Source organism: Actinomadura luteofluorescens (assembly GCF_013409365.1).
GTDB lineage: Bacteria > Actinomycetota > Actinomycetes > Streptosporangiales > Streptosporangiaceae > Spirillospora > Spirillospora luteofluorescens.
In genome coordinates this window covers 2,377,173-2,390,642 of record NZ_JACCBA010000001.1, presented here as the reverse complement: position 1 = coordinate 2,390,642, position 13,470 = coordinate 2,377,173, and the positions used below count along the sequence as shown (strand labels likewise).

General features: G+C 75.2%; 14 protein-coding genes. 11 read left to right on the top strand and 3 right to left on the bottom strand.

Features of this window, described 5'->3' with window-relative positions:
* Positions 1-15: 15 nt before the first annotated feature.
* On the bottom strand, positions 16-1,176 hold the full coding sequence (locus tag BJY14_RS10950; protein WP_179843512.1) for a steroid 3-ketoacyl-CoA thiolase: 1,161 nt from the start codon (positions 1,174-1,176) through the stop codon (positions 16-18).
* 167 nt (positions 1,177-1,343) lie between these two features.
* Between BJY14_RS10950 and BJY14_RS10945 the strand changes: the two genes are divergently transcribed.
* Positions 1,344-1,733: an SCO2583/SCO2584 N-terminal domain-containing protein gene (locus tag BJY14_RS10945; protein WP_179843511.1), complete on the top strand. Its 390-nt coding sequence runs from the start codon at positions 1,344-1,346 to the stop codon at positions 1,731-1,733.
* A gap of 28 nt (positions 1,734-1,761) precedes the next feature.
* Here BJY14_RS10945 and BJY14_RS10940 read toward each other — a convergent pair whose 3' ends face one another.
* Positions 1,762-2,955, bottom strand: a complete 1,194-nt coding sequence (locus BJY14_RS10940; protein WP_312879137.1) for a cytochrome P450 — start codon at positions 2,953-2,955, stop codon at positions 1,762-1,764.
* 190 nt (positions 2,956-3,145) lie between these two features.
* Here BJY14_RS10940 and BJY14_RS10935 point away from each other — a divergent pair, with 190 nt between their 5' ends.
* From BJY14_RS10935 to BJY14_RS10905, 7 genes are read left to right on the top strand one after another with little or no spacing between them, the layout of a single operon-like run.
* Positions 3,146-4,147 (top strand): 3-oxoacyl-ACP synthase III family protein, encoded by a 1,002-nt coding sequence (locus BJY14_RS10935; protein WP_179843510.1) that lies wholly within the window; start codon positions 3,146-3,148, stop codon positions 4,145-4,147.
* Between the two features lie 2 nt (positions 4,148-4,149).
* Positions 4,150-4,947 (top strand): glycosyltransferase family 2 protein, encoded by a 798-nt coding sequence (locus BJY14_RS10930; protein ID WP_246395867.1) that lies wholly within the window; start codon positions 4,150-4,152, stop codon positions 4,945-4,947.
* Between the two features lie 36 nt (positions 4,948-4,983).
* On the top strand, positions 4,984-6,153 hold the full coding sequence (locus BJY14_RS10925; protein WP_179843508.1) for a cytochrome P450: 1,170 nt from the start codon (positions 4,984-4,986) through the stop codon (positions 6,151-6,153).
* Positions 6,150-7,655: a class I adenylate-forming enzyme family protein gene (locus tag BJY14_RS10920; RefSeq protein ID WP_179843507.1), complete on the top strand. Its 1,506-nt coding sequence runs from the start codon at positions 6,150-6,152 to the stop codon at positions 7,653-7,655. Before BJY14_RS10925 ends, BJY14_RS10920 begins: the two co-directional genes overlap by 4 nt.
* On the top strand, positions 7,652-8,578 hold the full coding sequence (locus tag BJY14_RS10915; protein WP_179843506.1) for an NAD-dependent epimerase/dehydratase family protein: 927 nt from the start codon (positions 7,652-7,654) through the stop codon (positions 8,576-8,578). Before BJY14_RS10920 ends, BJY14_RS10915 begins: the two co-directional genes overlap by 4 nt.
* 49 nt (positions 8,579-8,627) lie before the next feature.
* Complete coding sequence (locus BJY14_RS10910) at positions 8,628-9,365, top strand: Clp protease N-terminal domain-containing protein (RefSeq protein ID WP_179843505.1); 738 nt, start codon at positions 8,628-8,630, stop codon at positions 9,363-9,365.
* 38 nt (positions 9,366-9,403) lie between these two features.
* Complete coding sequence (locus BJY14_RS10905) at positions 9,404-10,267, top strand: alpha/beta fold hydrolase (protein WP_179843504.1); 864 nt, start codon at positions 9,404-9,406, stop codon at positions 10,265-10,267.
* A 22-nt stretch (positions 10,268-10,289) separates the two neighbouring features.
* On the opposite strand, the gene BJY14_RS10900 is transcribed toward BJY14_RS10905, so the two are convergent.
* Positions 10,290-11,732, bottom strand: coding sequence for a PucR family transcriptional regulator (locus BJY14_RS10900; RefSeq protein ID WP_179843503.1), 1,443 nt, complete (start codon positions 11,730-11,732; stop codon positions 10,290-10,292).
* A gap of 95 nt (positions 11,733-11,827) precedes the next feature.
* Here BJY14_RS10900 and uraD point away from each other — a divergent pair, with 95 nt between their 5' ends.
* The 3 genes from uraD to pucL are packed head-to-tail and all read left to right on the top strand — an operon-like array spanning position 11,828 to position 13,469.
* Positions 11,828-12,301: a 2-oxo-4-hydroxy-4-carboxy-5-ureidoimidazoline decarboxylase gene (gene uraD / locus BJY14_RS10895; protein ID WP_312879136.1), complete on the top strand. Its 474-nt coding sequence runs from the start codon at positions 11,828-11,830 to the stop codon at positions 12,299-12,301.
* Complete coding sequence (uraH, locus tag BJY14_RS10890; RefSeq protein WP_179843501.1) at positions 12,298-12,612, top strand: hydroxyisourate hydrolase; 315 nt, start codon at positions 12,298-12,300, stop codon at positions 12,610-12,612. The genes uraD and uraH overlap by 4 nt, the downstream gene beginning before the upstream one ends.
* Entirely contained in the window at positions 12,612-13,469 is an 858-nt protein-coding gene (pucL, locus tag BJY14_RS10885; RefSeq protein ID WP_179843500.1) for a factor-independent urate hydroxylase, read from the top strand. The genes uraH and pucL overlap by 1 nt, the downstream gene beginning before the upstream one ends.
* Position 13,470 lies beyond the last annotated feature (1 nt).

Here is a 13,470-nt window from a genome sequence, read left to right as displayed (position 1 = left end):
AGGATGCCCGCCTCGTCAGATCCGTTCGAGGATCGTGGCGGTGGAGAGGGCACCGCCCGCGCACATCGTGACCAGCGCGGTCCCGGCGTCGCGGCGCTCCAGTTCGTGCAGCGCGGTGGTGATCAGGCGGGCGCCGGTGGCCCCCACGGGGTGGCCGAGGGCGATGGCGCCGCCGTTGACGTTGACCCGGTCCATGTCCGGCTTGTGGACCGACGCCCAGGACAGCACGATCGACGCGAAGGCCTCGTTGATCTCGGTGATGTCGATGTCGCCCATGGCCATGCCGGAGCGCCGCAGGACGCGCTCGGTCGACTGCACGGGCCCGTCCAGGTGGTAGTACGGCTCGCCGCCGACGAGGGCCTGCGTGCGGATGCGTGCGCGCGGGCGCAGGCCGAGGGCCCGGGCCCTGTCCTCCGACATCAGCAGGACGGCGGCGGCGCCGTCGGAGATCTGGGACGAGGTGCCCGCCGTGTGCAGGCCCTCGGGGCCGAGCACCGGCCTGAGCCCGGCGAGCCCGTCGGCGGTCGTCTCGCGCAGGCCCTGGTCGCGGGTGACCTCGCGGGTCTCGCCGGTGACCTCGCCCTCGGCGTCCAGGACCGGCGCGGTGATCGGGGCGATCTCGCGGTCGAAGCGGCCGTCCGCCCACGCCTTGGCGGCGAGCTGCTGGGAGCGGGCGCCGAACGCGTCGAGGTCGGCGCGGGTGATGCCGCGGCGGGCGGCGATCCGCTCGGCGGCCTCGAACTGGTTCGGCATGTCGAGCGACCAGTCGTCGGGCCGCGGGTCGGCGGGCATGACGTTGCTGCCGAGCGGGGCGCGGCTCATCACCTCGACGCCGCAGCCGATCGCGACGTCCACGACCCCGGCGGCGATCTGGGACGCGGCCAGGTGGACGCCCTGCTGGGAGGAGCCGCACTGGGCGTCGATGGTGGTGACGCCCGCCTGCCACGGCAGCCCCGCGTACAGCCAGGAGTAGCGGCCGACGTGCCCGCCCTGCTCTCCCGCCTGCGTGACGCAGCCGGCGAAGACCTGCTCCACCTCGGCGGCGTCGATGCCGGAGCGCTCGACGGCGGCGTTCAGGGCGTGCGCGAGGACGGCCATCGGCTTCAGGCCCGCGAGCCAGCCGCCACGCTTGCCGAGCGGCGTGCGCACCGCCTCGACGATCACCGGGGTACCCATGCGGTCTCCTTCTAGAACACGATTCACTTTTGACTGTAACGTGTTCTAACTTTGCGGGGGAAGGCCGGTCCCGGTGAGAGGGATCGCGCGCGGGCCGCGGCACGCGGGGGTGCCGGCCGCGTCGACTAGCCTGGGCGCACGACGATCCCCCCGCGCCGGAGAGTCCCATGGCCGCAGATTTCGACGAGCCCGTGTTCGACGAGGACTTCGTCAGGAGCGCCGTCTTCACCGAGCCGTCCGCGCGCGAGCGCGCCCGGCCCCCGTCCCGGCGCGAGCGGCGCAGATCCCGCCGCGCCGCGCGGCGGGCCGGGGGCCGCCGCCCGCGCCGCGAGCCGACCCACCGGACCGCGGTGCTCCAGGTGGCCGGCGGCGTGCTGGTGCTGCTCGCGATCTCCTTCGCGCTCTGGTGGTGGAACTCGGCGCCCCGCGACGAGCGCCCCGCGCGGCCGGTCGGCCCGACGATCACGCACTCCCCGGCGCCCGCCCCGACCCCGACGGCCCCGGATAAGGAGGCCCCGGAGAAGGACGCCCCGCCGACCGAGATCCCCGAGGTCTAGCGGGCCCGGGCCGCCGTCACCGGCGCCGTCACGGGTACCGGGCGGGCCGGACGCGGAGCTCGGCGTACGACGGGACGAGGACGCGGCGGGCCGGGCGGCGGGAGACCACCCGGTACGGGCGGCCGGAGGACAGCAGCGTCTCCAGCATCCGGGCCACCTGCACGCGCGCGACGGCGGCGCCGAGGCACAGGTGGCGCCCGCCGCCGAACCACAGCTGCCGCGTCTCCGGGACGTAGGCGCGCCGGACGTCGAACGGCCCGGCGGCGCCCGTCGCCCGGTAGGTCAGCAGCAGGACCCGGTCGCCCGCGCGGAGCCGCCGCCCGCCGACCGCCGCGTCCCGGGCGACGTGCCGCCCGATCACCGGCGCCGGGGCCGCGACGCGCAGCCCCTCCCGTACCGCGTTGTCCATGAGGGACGGATCGTCCAGCAGGGCCCGCTGCCCTCCGGTGTCGTGCAGCAGGGCCGCGGTGCGGACGGTCCCGGACACCCCGGTCTCCGTTCCGGCGATCACCAGCAGGGTCGCCAGGCCGCGGGCGAGCGGCAGGCCGAGGCCCATCTCGCGGCAGCGGCCGAGCAGGGTGCCGGTTCCGGCCGTCCGGTAGGCGCGCGGGACTCCGGCGGTGATCTCGTCCACGACGGCGCGGGCCCGCGCGAGGACGGCCGGGTCGAGGCCGGTGGACGCGGTCGTGCCGAGCGCCAGCCGGGCGAGCCGTTCCCCGGCGGCGAAGAGCGCGCGGTAGTCGGCGTCGGCCCGGTCCGCGGGCAGGCCCAGCAGGTCGGCGACCATGCGTCCGGCCATGACGCGGGCCGCGTCGGCGACGTCGACGCCCGTCCCGGCGGCGAGGCGGGCGGCGAGCGCGGCGTGGGTCCGGCCCTGGGAACGCTCCACCAGGACCCGGGCGGCGTCCTCGGTGAACAGGTCGCGGGCGCGGGTGCGGACCTCGGCGTGGGTCGCACCGCCGAAGAACCGCCCCATCTCGTCCCCGAACAGCTGCGTCCAGAGGTGGCCGACGCCGCCCTCGCCGTTCATGCCGAAGGCGGCGTGGTCGTTGAGGACCTGCCGCGCGAGGACGGGGTCGGTCACCACCCACCCGAGCCTCGGGACGCGGGTGATGGGGCCGGTGTGGCGCGCCGCCTCCAGGAGGGCGAACAGGCCCGGGTTCGCCGTCCACAGCAGGCGGGCCTCGTGCCGCGCCGCCCTGTCGGTCTTCGTGCTGGTCACCCGCCGATTCTGGCGGTTCCGGAATCCGGATGGAAACGTGGTATCCCTCAAACCGGGCTAAGTGGCAGTACTCAGGCCGAACCGGGTACAACGCCCGGCTCGGGATGCGTAGGGTTCCCCTGACCGGGAGCGCCCGCGGCCGACGAGGCTTGCCGGACACCGAGCACGAGGAACCGGGGGACCCGAGCCCATGAGAGCCCGCATCACCGCCGTCGCCGCGCACCTGCCGGACCGGACGGTCAGCAGCGCCGAGGTCGAGGCCCGCGTCGCGGCCGAGAGCCCCGGGTACCGCCCGCACCCCACGATCGTCGAGCGGATGACCGGCATCCGGTCCCGGCACGTGATGCGCGACGACGAGCAGGCGTCCGACCTCGCCGTCGCCGCGGCCCGCCGCGCCCTCGCCGAGCGCGCGGTCGAGCCGGCCGGCCTGGACATGCTGGTCTTCGGGTCGGCGTCGCAGGACCTCGTGGAGCCCGCGACCGCGCACATCGTCGCCGCCAAGCTCGGCGCGACCTGCCCGGTCTTCGACGTCAAGAACGCCTGCAACGGCTTCCTCAACGGGCTCCAGATGGCGGACGCGCTGATCCGCACCGGGCAGCACGAGCGCGTCCTGGTCTGCACGGGCGAGAGCCCGTCCCGCGCCGTCCGCTGGAAGGTGCGCGACCGCGCCCAGTTCGTGGACGCGTTCGCCGGCTACACCCTCTCCGACGGCGGCGCCGCGATGCTCGTGGAGGCCGCCCCGGACGGCGGGATCTTCTACCGCGACTTCGCCGCCGTCTCCAGCGCCTGGCGGGTCGGGACGCTCCCGGGCGGCGGTTCGATGCACCCGCGCGACCCCGAGTTCACCTACTTCAGCGGGGACGGCCGGCGGCTGAAGGACGCCTTCCTGGCGACCGGCCCTGAGATCTTCACCACCGCGCTCGCCAAGACCGGGCTGACCTGGGACGACTTCGCGGTCGTCGGCGTCCACCAGGTGACGCTGCCCTACCTGGAGACGCTGCGCGCGATCCTCGGCATCCCGCCCGACCGGCTCGTCGTCACGCTGCCCGACCACGGCAATGTCGCGTCCGCGAGCCTCCCGCTGCAGATCGCCACCGCGCTCGCCGAGGGCCGCTGCGGGCCCGGCGACCGGATCGCGCTGATCGGGCTCGCCGGCGGCGTCAGCCTCGGCGTCATGTTCGCGGAGCTGTGACGATGAACCCTGCGAACCCTGCGAAGCCTGCGAACCCCGCGGACCCGATGAGCCTGTGGATCGTCGTCCCCGCCTACAACGAGGAGCGCTCGATCGGCGCGACGCTGCGCCGCCTCGCCGAGCAGACCGACACCGGCTTCACCCTCGTCGTGGTCGACAACGGCAGCACGGACGGGACCGCCACCGCCGTCAAGGAGTTCGCCGCGGGCGCCGCGGCGTTCGACGTCCGGATCGTCCACGAGCCGGAGAAGGGGACCGGCGCCGCCGCCGACACCGGCGTCCGGCACGCGATCGGCGCGGGGGCCACGCACGTCGCCCGCACCGACGCCGACTGCCTGCCCCACCGCGGCTGGGTCGCGGCGGTGCGGCGGGCGTTCGGCGAGGGGCTGGAGATGGTGTCCGGGCCGCTGCTGCCGCGCACCGACGAGTTCCCCCTGAGGCTCTGGGAGCGCCGCCTGCTGCCCGCCGTCATCGACCTCGCCGCCCTGTTCGGGCGGTTCCGTCCCGGCAACCAGGACCCGCTCTACCTCGGCCCGTACGTGATGATGCCGGGCTGCAACCTCGCGATCACGGCCGACCTGTACGAGCGGGCGGGCGGCTTCCCCCGCACCCGCATCGAGGACGTCCACGAGGACCGCGCGCTGGTCAACCGCGTCCGCTACGTGACCGACGCCTACGCGCTGCGCGAGGACGTCGTCGTGTACGGGTCCGTGCGCAGGCTCCGCGCGTTCGGCCTCGTCAGGACGCTCGGCTGGTACGCCGACCACCGCTACCGCCCCGCCGTCGTGGACATCCGATGAGCGCAGGGGACATCCGATGAACGCGGGGGACATCCGATGAACTGGGAGAGGCGGCTCTACCTGGCCGCGCACCCGGTCGCCTACCCGCTCCTGCGCGGGGTCGCGCGGCGCGGGCCGATCGTGCGCGTGCCCGGGGTCGGGGTGGTCGTGAACGACGCCGCCCTGGCCCGCGAGATCCTCATGGACGGCGTGACGTTCCGCAAGGACGGCCCCGGCTCGCCCGGCGAGCTGTGGACGCCCGTGCTCGGGCCGTCCGTCCTGCTCAACATGGAGGGCGGCGCCCACCGCGCCCTCCGCCGCCGCCTGACCGACCTGTTCACCCCGGCCTACACCGAGGCGCTGTGCGCCCGCGTGCTGGCCGAGCCGCTGGCCGCGCTGTCGGACCGCCTCGGACGCGGCGCGGCCGTCGACCTGGTGGACGCGGCGCGGGTCATGGCCGGGACCGTGATCGGCGAGGTCATCGGGCTCGAAGGCGGCACCGAGGCCGCCTACCGGGACCTGTTCGAGCAGGGCGAGAAGATCGTCTCGATGGTGTCGCTGCGCACGCGGCGGCTCTCCCCGTCCCAGGCCCGCCGGGCCCGCGCGGTGCTCGACCCGCTCGGCGACATCGCGGCCAAGTCCTACCTGGCGGGGGACGAGTCCACGGTCATGGGACGGATGCGGGCCCTCGGCCTGTCGCAGGACGAGGCGCGCGGCGCCGCCGGAGCGTTCTTCCTGACCGGTACCGAGACCGTCGCGACGCTGCTGCCGCGCCTGGTCGCCCTGCTCGCCGACCACGGGCAGCTCGACCGCGTCGCCGGGGATCCCGCTCTCCTGGACCGGGCCGTCGAGGAGGCGATGCGGGTCGCGACGCCGACGCCGGTCATGCTGCGCAGCGTGCACCGCCCGGCCGTGGTCGGGGGCGCGGCGATCCGCCCCGGCGACCGGGTGCTGATCGCCACGCACAACTGCTGCCGCGCCCACGGCCCGTTCGACCTGGACCGCCCGCACCCGCCCGAGCTGCGCCGCCTGTGGTTCGGCGCCGGGCCGCACTTCTGCATCGGGTACCCGCTGGCCATGGCGCAGATCCGCCTGGTCGCCCGGGCGCTGCTCGCCGCCGCGCCGCTCACCGTCACGCGCCGCGCCGCCGCCCGGAACGTTCTGATCCCGACCTATCGCCACCTGGCCGTCCGGTCGGGAGATCCTCGGAAAGTGAGGGCGGCATGACGCTCGTCCGGCGGCTGCTCGACCAGGCGGCGCGGACGCCCGCCGCCGTCGCCCTGGTCTCCGGGGACGGCACGGAGCTGACCTACGGCGACCTGCGGCGGCAGGTGCTCGCCGTCCGGCACGGGCTGCTGTCCGGCGGGCTCGCCGCGGGCGACGGCGTGCTGTTCTCGGTGCGCCCCTCGCCGGAGTCGCTCGTCCTCGCGCTGGGCGTGGTCGCGGCCGGGGGAGTGGTCGTGTTCGCCGACCCGGGCGCCGGGCCCGAGATGTTCACCGCGCGGCTGCGGCTGGCCCGTCCCCGCTGGTCGGCGGCGGAATCGGTGCTGTACGCGGGCAGCAGGCTCCGGCCCGTCCGGGCGTACGCGCGGCGGCGCGGGCTCCTCCTGCCGAACCTCGCCGACCTGCAGATCCCGGGCGAGGGCCCGATGCGGCACATCCACGTCGGCCGCCGGCTGCCGGGCGTGCCCCGGGGTGCGCTGTCCTTCGCGCGCCTGGCCCGGGGCGAGGCGCCCGAGCCGGACCGCGAGCCCGATCCGGACGCCCCCGCCGCCGTGATCTTCACGTCGGGCACGACGGCGGACCCGCGCGCGGTCGTCCACACGCAGGCGTCGCTGGCGGCGGCGCTCGACCTGTTCCGGTCCCGGCTGCCCCTCGGGCCGGGGGACGTCGTCCACACCGACCAGCTCATGCTCGGCCTGCCGACCCTGATCGCGGGCGCCCGCTGGTCGATGCCGCCCCTGTTCTGCGCCCCGGCCGACTTCGCGCGGCTGATGCGCGAGCGGCGGGCCACGCACACGTTCTGCGTCCCCGTCCACCTCGCCGAGATCCTGGACGCGTGCCGCGAGCTGCCGCCGTCCGTCCGGTACGTGCTGCTCGGCGCGGCGCCCGCGCCCGCGGCCGTGCTCCGGCAGGCGGTCGAGGCGGCCCCCTCCGCGGAGGTCCTGTCGGTGTACGCGATGACGGAGATCCTGCCCGTGGCGATCGCGTCGGCGCGGGAGAAGCTCGCGCACGGCGGGCCCGGCGACCTGCTCGGCGCGCCCCTCCCCGGGGTCGGCGCCCGCCTGGCCGGGGACGGCGAGCTGCTGCTGTCCGGCCCCAACCTGTGCCGCGGGTACCTCGGCGCCGACCCCGTCGCCGAGCTGCCGACCGGCGATCTCGCGCGGCTGGACGGCGGCCGCCTCGTCCTGACGGGACGCAAGAAGGACATGCTGATCCGCGGCAAGTTCAACCTCTACCCCGGCCTGTACGAGCCGTCGATCGCCGCGCTGCCCGGCGTGGCCGAGGCCGCCATCGTGGGCGTGCCGGACCCGCGCACGGGGGACGAGGAGGTCGTGCTCGCGGTGGTCGGCACCGGCGACCTGCACGAGCGGCTGCACCGCAGGCTCCCGGACGTCATCGACCACGACGCCCTCCCGGACCGCATCGTCGTCCTGGACGAGCTGCCCCGCTCCGGGCGCACCCGCAAGCTCGACCGGGACCGGCTCCGCGAGGTGGTGGCGCCGTGAGGATCGCGGTGACGGGAGCCTCGGGTTTCGTCGGCGGCGCGGTGTGCCGGGCGCTCGCGTCCGAGGGGACGGCCGTTCTCGCGTTCGGCCGCCGTCCGGCGGTGGCCCCCGGCCGCGTGGGCGGCGCGCCCTACCGGTCCTGGGACCTCACGCGAGGTCCGCTGCCGGACGCGCCCGCCGTGGACGCGGTCGTCCACTGCGCGGGAAGCGTCACCGACTGGGGACCCTCGGCGGCCCTCTTCGCCGCGAACCTCACCGGCACCCGCAACGCTCTGGGGAGCTTCCCGGGAGCGAGGTTCGTGCACGTCAGCACGGCCAGCGTGTACGACCCGTTCACACCGAGCGTCATGGCGCGCGAGGACGAGGCCCCGGTGCGCCGCTACATGAACGCCTATGGCGCCTCCAAGGCCGCCGCCGAGAGGGCCGCCGCGAGCGCCGGTGCGATCATCCTGCGCCCGCACGCGGTCTACGGGCCCGGCGACACGACGCTCCTTCCGCGCGTCCTGTCCGCCGTGCGGGGCCCGGTGCTGCCCGCCGTCGGGACCGGCCGCCAGCGCGTCAGCCTGACCTCGGTCGGGAACCTGGTCCAGGCGTGCGTCCTGGCCGCGACGGGCTCCGTGGCCTCCGGCGTCTTCAACGTCGCGGACGCGGCGCCGGTCGCGATCGACGACGCGTTCCGCGCGATCCTGCGCGAGCGCGGCGTCCAGGCGCGCCCGGTGTACGTCCCGGCCCGCGCCGCCCGCCCGCTCGCCGCCGTCGCCGAGGGGGCGTTCCTGCTGGCCCGGCGTCCCGAACCGCCGCGGCTCACCCGCTACGCGATCAGCCATCTCGCCCTGGAGCGCACCCTCGACACCACCGCCGCCCGGGAGGCCCTCGGCTACGACCCCGCCCCGACGTCCTTCGCCGGGGCCGCCGGCTGGTGAGCGTCAACCCAGGGTTGACGATCCGAGATCGTCAACCTATGGTTGACGCATGACCGAACCCCAGCGGCCGCCGGTCCAGGTCCGCCTCGACGACCTGATCAACGGCATCAAGAAGGTCCACACCGACGCCCTCGAACAGCTGACCAGCGCCGTCCTCGCCGCCGAGCACCTCGGCGAGGTCGCCGACCACCTCATCGGCCACTTCGTCGACCAGGCCCGCCGCTCCGGCGCGTCCTGGACGGAGATCGGCAAGAGCATGGGCGTCAGCAAGCAGGCGGCGCAGAAGCGCTTCGTCGCCAAGGGCGAGAAGCCCGACCTCGACCCCTCCCAGGGCTTCTCCCGCTACACCGAGCGCGCCCGCAAGGTCGTCGTGGCCTCGATGAGCGAGGCCCGCGCCGCCGGCAACGCCGAGATCACCCCGGCCCACCTCGTCCTCGCCCTGCTCACCGAGCCCGAGGCGCTGGCCGCCAAGGCGATCCTCGCCCAGGACGTCCTGCTCGACACCGTCCGGCAGGCCGCCACGGCGGCGCTCCCCGCGGAGGCGGACGGTGAGCTCCCCGAGCTCATCCCCTTCGGCCAGGACGCCAAGAAGGCCCTCGAACTGACGTTCCGCGAGGCCCTGCGCCTCGGCCACAACTACGTCGGCACCGAGCACATCCTGCTCGCCCTGCTGGAGTTCGAGGACGGCACGGGCATCCTCTCCGGCACCGGCGTCGACAAGGCGGCCGCCGAGGCGAACATCACCGCCGCCCTGGAGGCGATCGCCGCCAAGACGGACACGCCGTGAGGCGATGAGTTCCGGCTCCGCGCACGGTCCACCCCTCCATGGAGAAACTCATCAAGGCGGGCGGGGCGGAACTGTGCGCGGAGACGTTCGGTGATCCGTCCGACCCGCCGATCCTGCTGATCGGCAACACGATGCTCACGTGGCCGGACGACCTGTGCGAGCGCCTCGCCGCGCTGCGCAGGTTCGCCGTCCGCTACGACCTGCGCGACACGGGCCGGTCCGAGACCGCCGACCCCGAGGCCCCCCGCTACACGCTGCGCGACCTCGTCGCCGACGCCGCCGGCGTCCTCGACGCCTTCGGGCTGCCGTCCGCGCACGTCGCCGGGTTCGGCGTCGGCGGCTGGATCGCCCAGCTCCTCGCCCTGGACCACCCGGCCCGCGTCGCCACCCTCACCCTCATCGCGACCAGGCCCACCGCCCCGGGGCCGGCCGACGCCGACCTGCCCGACCACGCCCCGGAGCTGATGGCCCGCTTCATGGAGCGGCCGAAGGTCGACTGGACGGACCGGGAGTCCGTGGTCGCCTTCCAGGTCGAGAACGCCCGCCACATGTCGGGCCCGTCCTTCGACGAGGCCGAGGCCCGCGCGAACATCGAGCGGATCTTCGACCGCACCGTCACGGGAGCCGACCCCGGCAAGGCGCACCGGGCGAACCAGATGGGGACCGTCTTCGCGGCCCTGGACTCCGGCGATCGCTGGCGCGAGCGCCTCCCGGAGATCGCCGCCCCGACCCTCGTCGTCCACGGGGAGGACGACCCCTTCTTCCCGCTGGGCAACGGCCGGGCGCTGGCCGCCGAGATCCCGTCCGCCGAGCTCCTCGTCCTGCCCGGCACGGGCAGCGAGCTCCCGCGCCGGACCTGGGACACGGTCGTCCCCGCGCTCCTGCGGCACACCACGGCCTGACGCGCGCCCGGAGCCGGCGCGGTCAGACGAGGAGGGCGAGGAAGAAGTCGACCCGGTCCTCCATCCGGGACAGGTCCCGGCCGGTCAGATCCTGGATGCGCTGGACGCGGTACCGGACCGAGTTGACGTGGAGATGGAGCTCCTCGGCGCAGCGCGTCCAGGAGCCGGAGTTGCGCAGGAACGTCTCCAGCGTCTGGACGAGGCCGGCTCCGTGGACCTCGTCGTAGGAGCGCAGCGGGTCCAGGAGGCGCACCCGGAACATCTGGCGGACGTCGTCCGGCACGCTGGCGAGCAGCAGAACGTGGGTCGCGAGTTCCTCGTGCCGGACGACGCACACCGGGGAGGGGCGGGTCGCGGCGAGGCGGCGGGCGTGGCGGGCCTCCTCGATGGCGCCGCGCAGGTCGGGGGGCACGGCGGCGCCGCTCACCCCGACGGCCACGCGGGTGCCCGCCAGACCGGGGGCGAGGAGACCGAGGGCGTCCTGGACGGCGGCGGCGACGTCCAGCCCGCCGGAGGGGACGAGCGCGACGGCCTCCCCGTCCAGCAGCCCGACCACCGGCCGCGGCACGCCCACGACCTCGGCGAGCACGGTGCGCAGCTCGCCCGGACGCAGCGGGCCCTGCGCGGACGCGGCGACCGCCACGACCGGGGAGGCGAGCTCCTCCGGCCTCGGCAGATCGTTCCCGGAGAAGGCGGCGGTCACGATGTCCTGGGACGAGCGGTCGTCGGCGCGGAGGCGGGCCCGTTCGAGGTCGACGATCGCGGCCAGCTCCCCGGCCATCGTGTGGCGTTCGGGCGGCCAGTCCTCGAAGTCCCCCTCCAGCGCCACGAACCAGTCGGCGACCCGCGGCGTGTCGCCGGGGGACACCGGGAAGAGCGACATGTCCTGGCCCGGGACGTGGTGCGGCAGCCGGGGGGCGGTGAGGAACGCGGAGGCCAGAGCGGCCGGGTCGGCGGGCGGCGGCCCCGCGACGACCCGCCCGGTCGGGGCGAGGACGTGGCAGTGGCCGACCAGGTCGAGGACGGCGCCGAGCCCGGTCCCCTCGACCAGGCGGCGGTGCCGGTCCAGCAGAGCGGTGAGGTCGGCCGCGCGGGCGCCGGACAGGTGCCGGACGACCTCCTCGGTCACGGTCGCGAACGCCACGTCCTCGGGGACCTTGAACAGCGGCAGCCGGTGCCGGCGGCACGCCGCCACGAGATCGTCCGGGATGGCGCCGAGCGTGAGGTCCCACGCGGCCAGCCCCGACACGCCCGCCCCGGCGAGGGCCGCGGCGAACGCCTCCGAGTCGGCCGGGCCCGTCCGCCAGACCAGGCCGGTGAGCACGAGCTCGCCGCCGCGCAGGTAGCGGCCGGGGTCGATCAGGTCGGTGGTGACGACCCAGCGGATCGGCCGGTCGAGCTCGTCCTCCCCGCTGACGACCTCCAGCCGCAGCCCGGGCATCGCGAGCAGCGAACGCAGCTTCATATGTAGCAAGCTACAAAAGACCGCGCGCGACCATGGCCTCGCTTCGGACGTCCTGTGACTCGACCGCGCCCGGGGCGGGCTTGTGTACTGCAAGCGTGGTGGAACCGAGCAGCGAGGAGCTGGCGGCGTGCTGCGCGTCCCGCCGGTGGATCGCCGAGGTCGGCGGCCGGGCCTACGCCGATCCCGCCGCGCTGCGCGCCGCGTCGAGGCGCGCACTGGACGACCTGGAGTGGGCGGACGTCGAGGAGGCGCTCGCGGCGCATCCGCGCATCGGGGACCGGGTGGGCGGCGCCGCGCGCGAGGCCCGCTGGTCGCGAGGAGAGCAGGCCGGGGCGGCCGCGGCGCCGGCCGACGTTCAGGACGCCCTGATAGCGGGAAACCGCGCCTACGAGGAGCGTTTCGGCCACGTGTTCCTGATCCGCGCGTCCGGGCGCTCCGCGCTGGAGATGCTCGCCGCGCTGCGGGAACGGCTCGGCAACGACCCTGACACCGAGCGCGACGCCGTCCGCCGGGAACTGGGGGAGATCGTCGACCTGCGGCTGGCCAGGCTGATGGAGGAGGACGCGTGAGCCTTTCGACCCACGTACTCGACGCGGCGAAGGGGATGCCCGCCGCGGGCGTGGCCGTCCGGCTGGAGCGCCGCGACGCGGGCGGCGGCTGGACTCCGCTCGCCGAGGCCCGCACCGACGCCGACGGCCGCGTCCGGGAGTGGGGCGCCGAGCCCGGCGAGGGGGTGCACCGGCTGACCTTCGCCACCGAGGGACTGTCGGACTTCTACCCCGAGGTCACGGTCGCGTTCACCATCGACGACCCGGGCCGGCACTACCACGTCCCCCTCCTGATCAGCCCGTTCGCGTACTCGACGTACCGGGGGAGCTAGTGGCGATCGTTCTCGGGCCCAACCGTTACGGCAAGGCGGAGACGCGCGTCGTGCGCGTGACGCGGGACGGCGGCACCCACCGGATCAGGGACCTGAACGTCAGCGTGGCGCTGTCCGGCGCGATGGACGAGGTCCACCTGACCGGCGACAACGCCGCCGTGCTGCCCACCGACACCCAGAAGAACACCGTGTTCGCGTTCGCCCGCGAGCACGGCATCGGCGCGATCGAGGACTTCGGCCTCCTGCTCGCGCGGCACTTCACGGCCTCCCAGCCCGCGGTCGCGCACGCCCGGGTGGAGATCCGCGAGTACGGCTGGCGGCGCATCGCGGGCGGGCACTCGTTCGTCCGGGACGGCGGCGAGGTGCGCACGGCGCTGGTCCACGGCGGCGAGGCGGAGTCGGTCGTCTCGGGCCTCACCGACCTGGTCGTCCTCAACTCCACCGGAAGCGAGTTCCACGGCTTCGCCCGGGACGGGTACACGACGCTCGAACCGACCGACGACCGGATCCTCGCCACGGCGGTCACCGCCCGGTGGCGGCACCGCGGCACCACCGCGGGCTGGGACGACTCCTACGCCGCCGCCCGCGACGGCCTGCTGCGCGCGTTCGCCGGGACGCACAGCCTGTCGCTCCAGCAGACGCTCTACCAGATGGGGCGCCGCGTCCTCACCGAGCGGCCGGAGATCTGCGAGGTCAGGCTGTCGCTGCCCAACAAGCACCACTTCCTGGTCGACCTGGAGCCGTTCGGCCTGGACAACGACAACGAGGTCTATTTCGCGGCGGACCGCCCGTACGGGCTCATCGAAGGCACGGTGCTGACCGACGACGCGCCCGCCGCACCGGCGGCCTTCGACTGAG

Excerpts from the sequence above, each read along its gene's own strand:
- BJY14_RS10920 (WP_179843507.1), top strand. The coding sequence starts at position 6,150 with ATGACGCTCGTCCGGCGGCTGCTCGACCAGGCGGCGCGGACGCCCGCC.
- BJY14_RS10930 (WP_246395867.1), top strand. The coding sequence starts at position 4,150 with ATGAACCCTGCGAACCCTGCGAAGCCTGCGAACCCCGCGGACCCGATG.
- BJY14_RS10935 (WP_179843510.1), top strand. The coding sequence starts at position 3,146 with ATGAGAGCCCGCATCACCGCCGTCGCCGCGCACCTGCCGGACCGGACG.
- BJY14_RS10900 (WP_179843503.1), bottom strand. The coding sequence starts at position 11,732 with ATGAAGCTGCGTTCGCTGCTCGCGATGCCCGGGCTGCGGCTGGAGGTC.
- BJY14_RS10925 (WP_179843508.1), top strand. The coding sequence starts at position 4,984 with ATGAACTGGGAGAGGCGGCTCTACCTGGCCGCGCACCCGGTCGCCTAC.
- BJY14_RS10905 (WP_179843504.1), top strand. The coding sequence starts at position 9,404 with ATGGAGAAACTCATCAAGGCGGGCGGGGCGGAACTGTGCGCGGAGACG.
- BJY14_RS10945 (WP_179843511.1), top strand. The coding sequence starts at position 1,344 with ATGGCCGCAGATTTCGACGAGCCCGTGTTCGACGAGGACTTCGTCAGG.
- BJY14_RS10950 (WP_179843512.1), bottom strand. The coding sequence starts at position 1,176 with ATGGGTACCCCGGTGATCGTCGAGGCGGTGCGCACGCCGCTCGGCAAG.
- BJY14_RS10910 (WP_179843505.1), top strand. The coding sequence starts at position 8,628 with ATGACCGAACCCCAGCGGCCGCCGGTCCAGGTCCGCCTCGACGACCTG.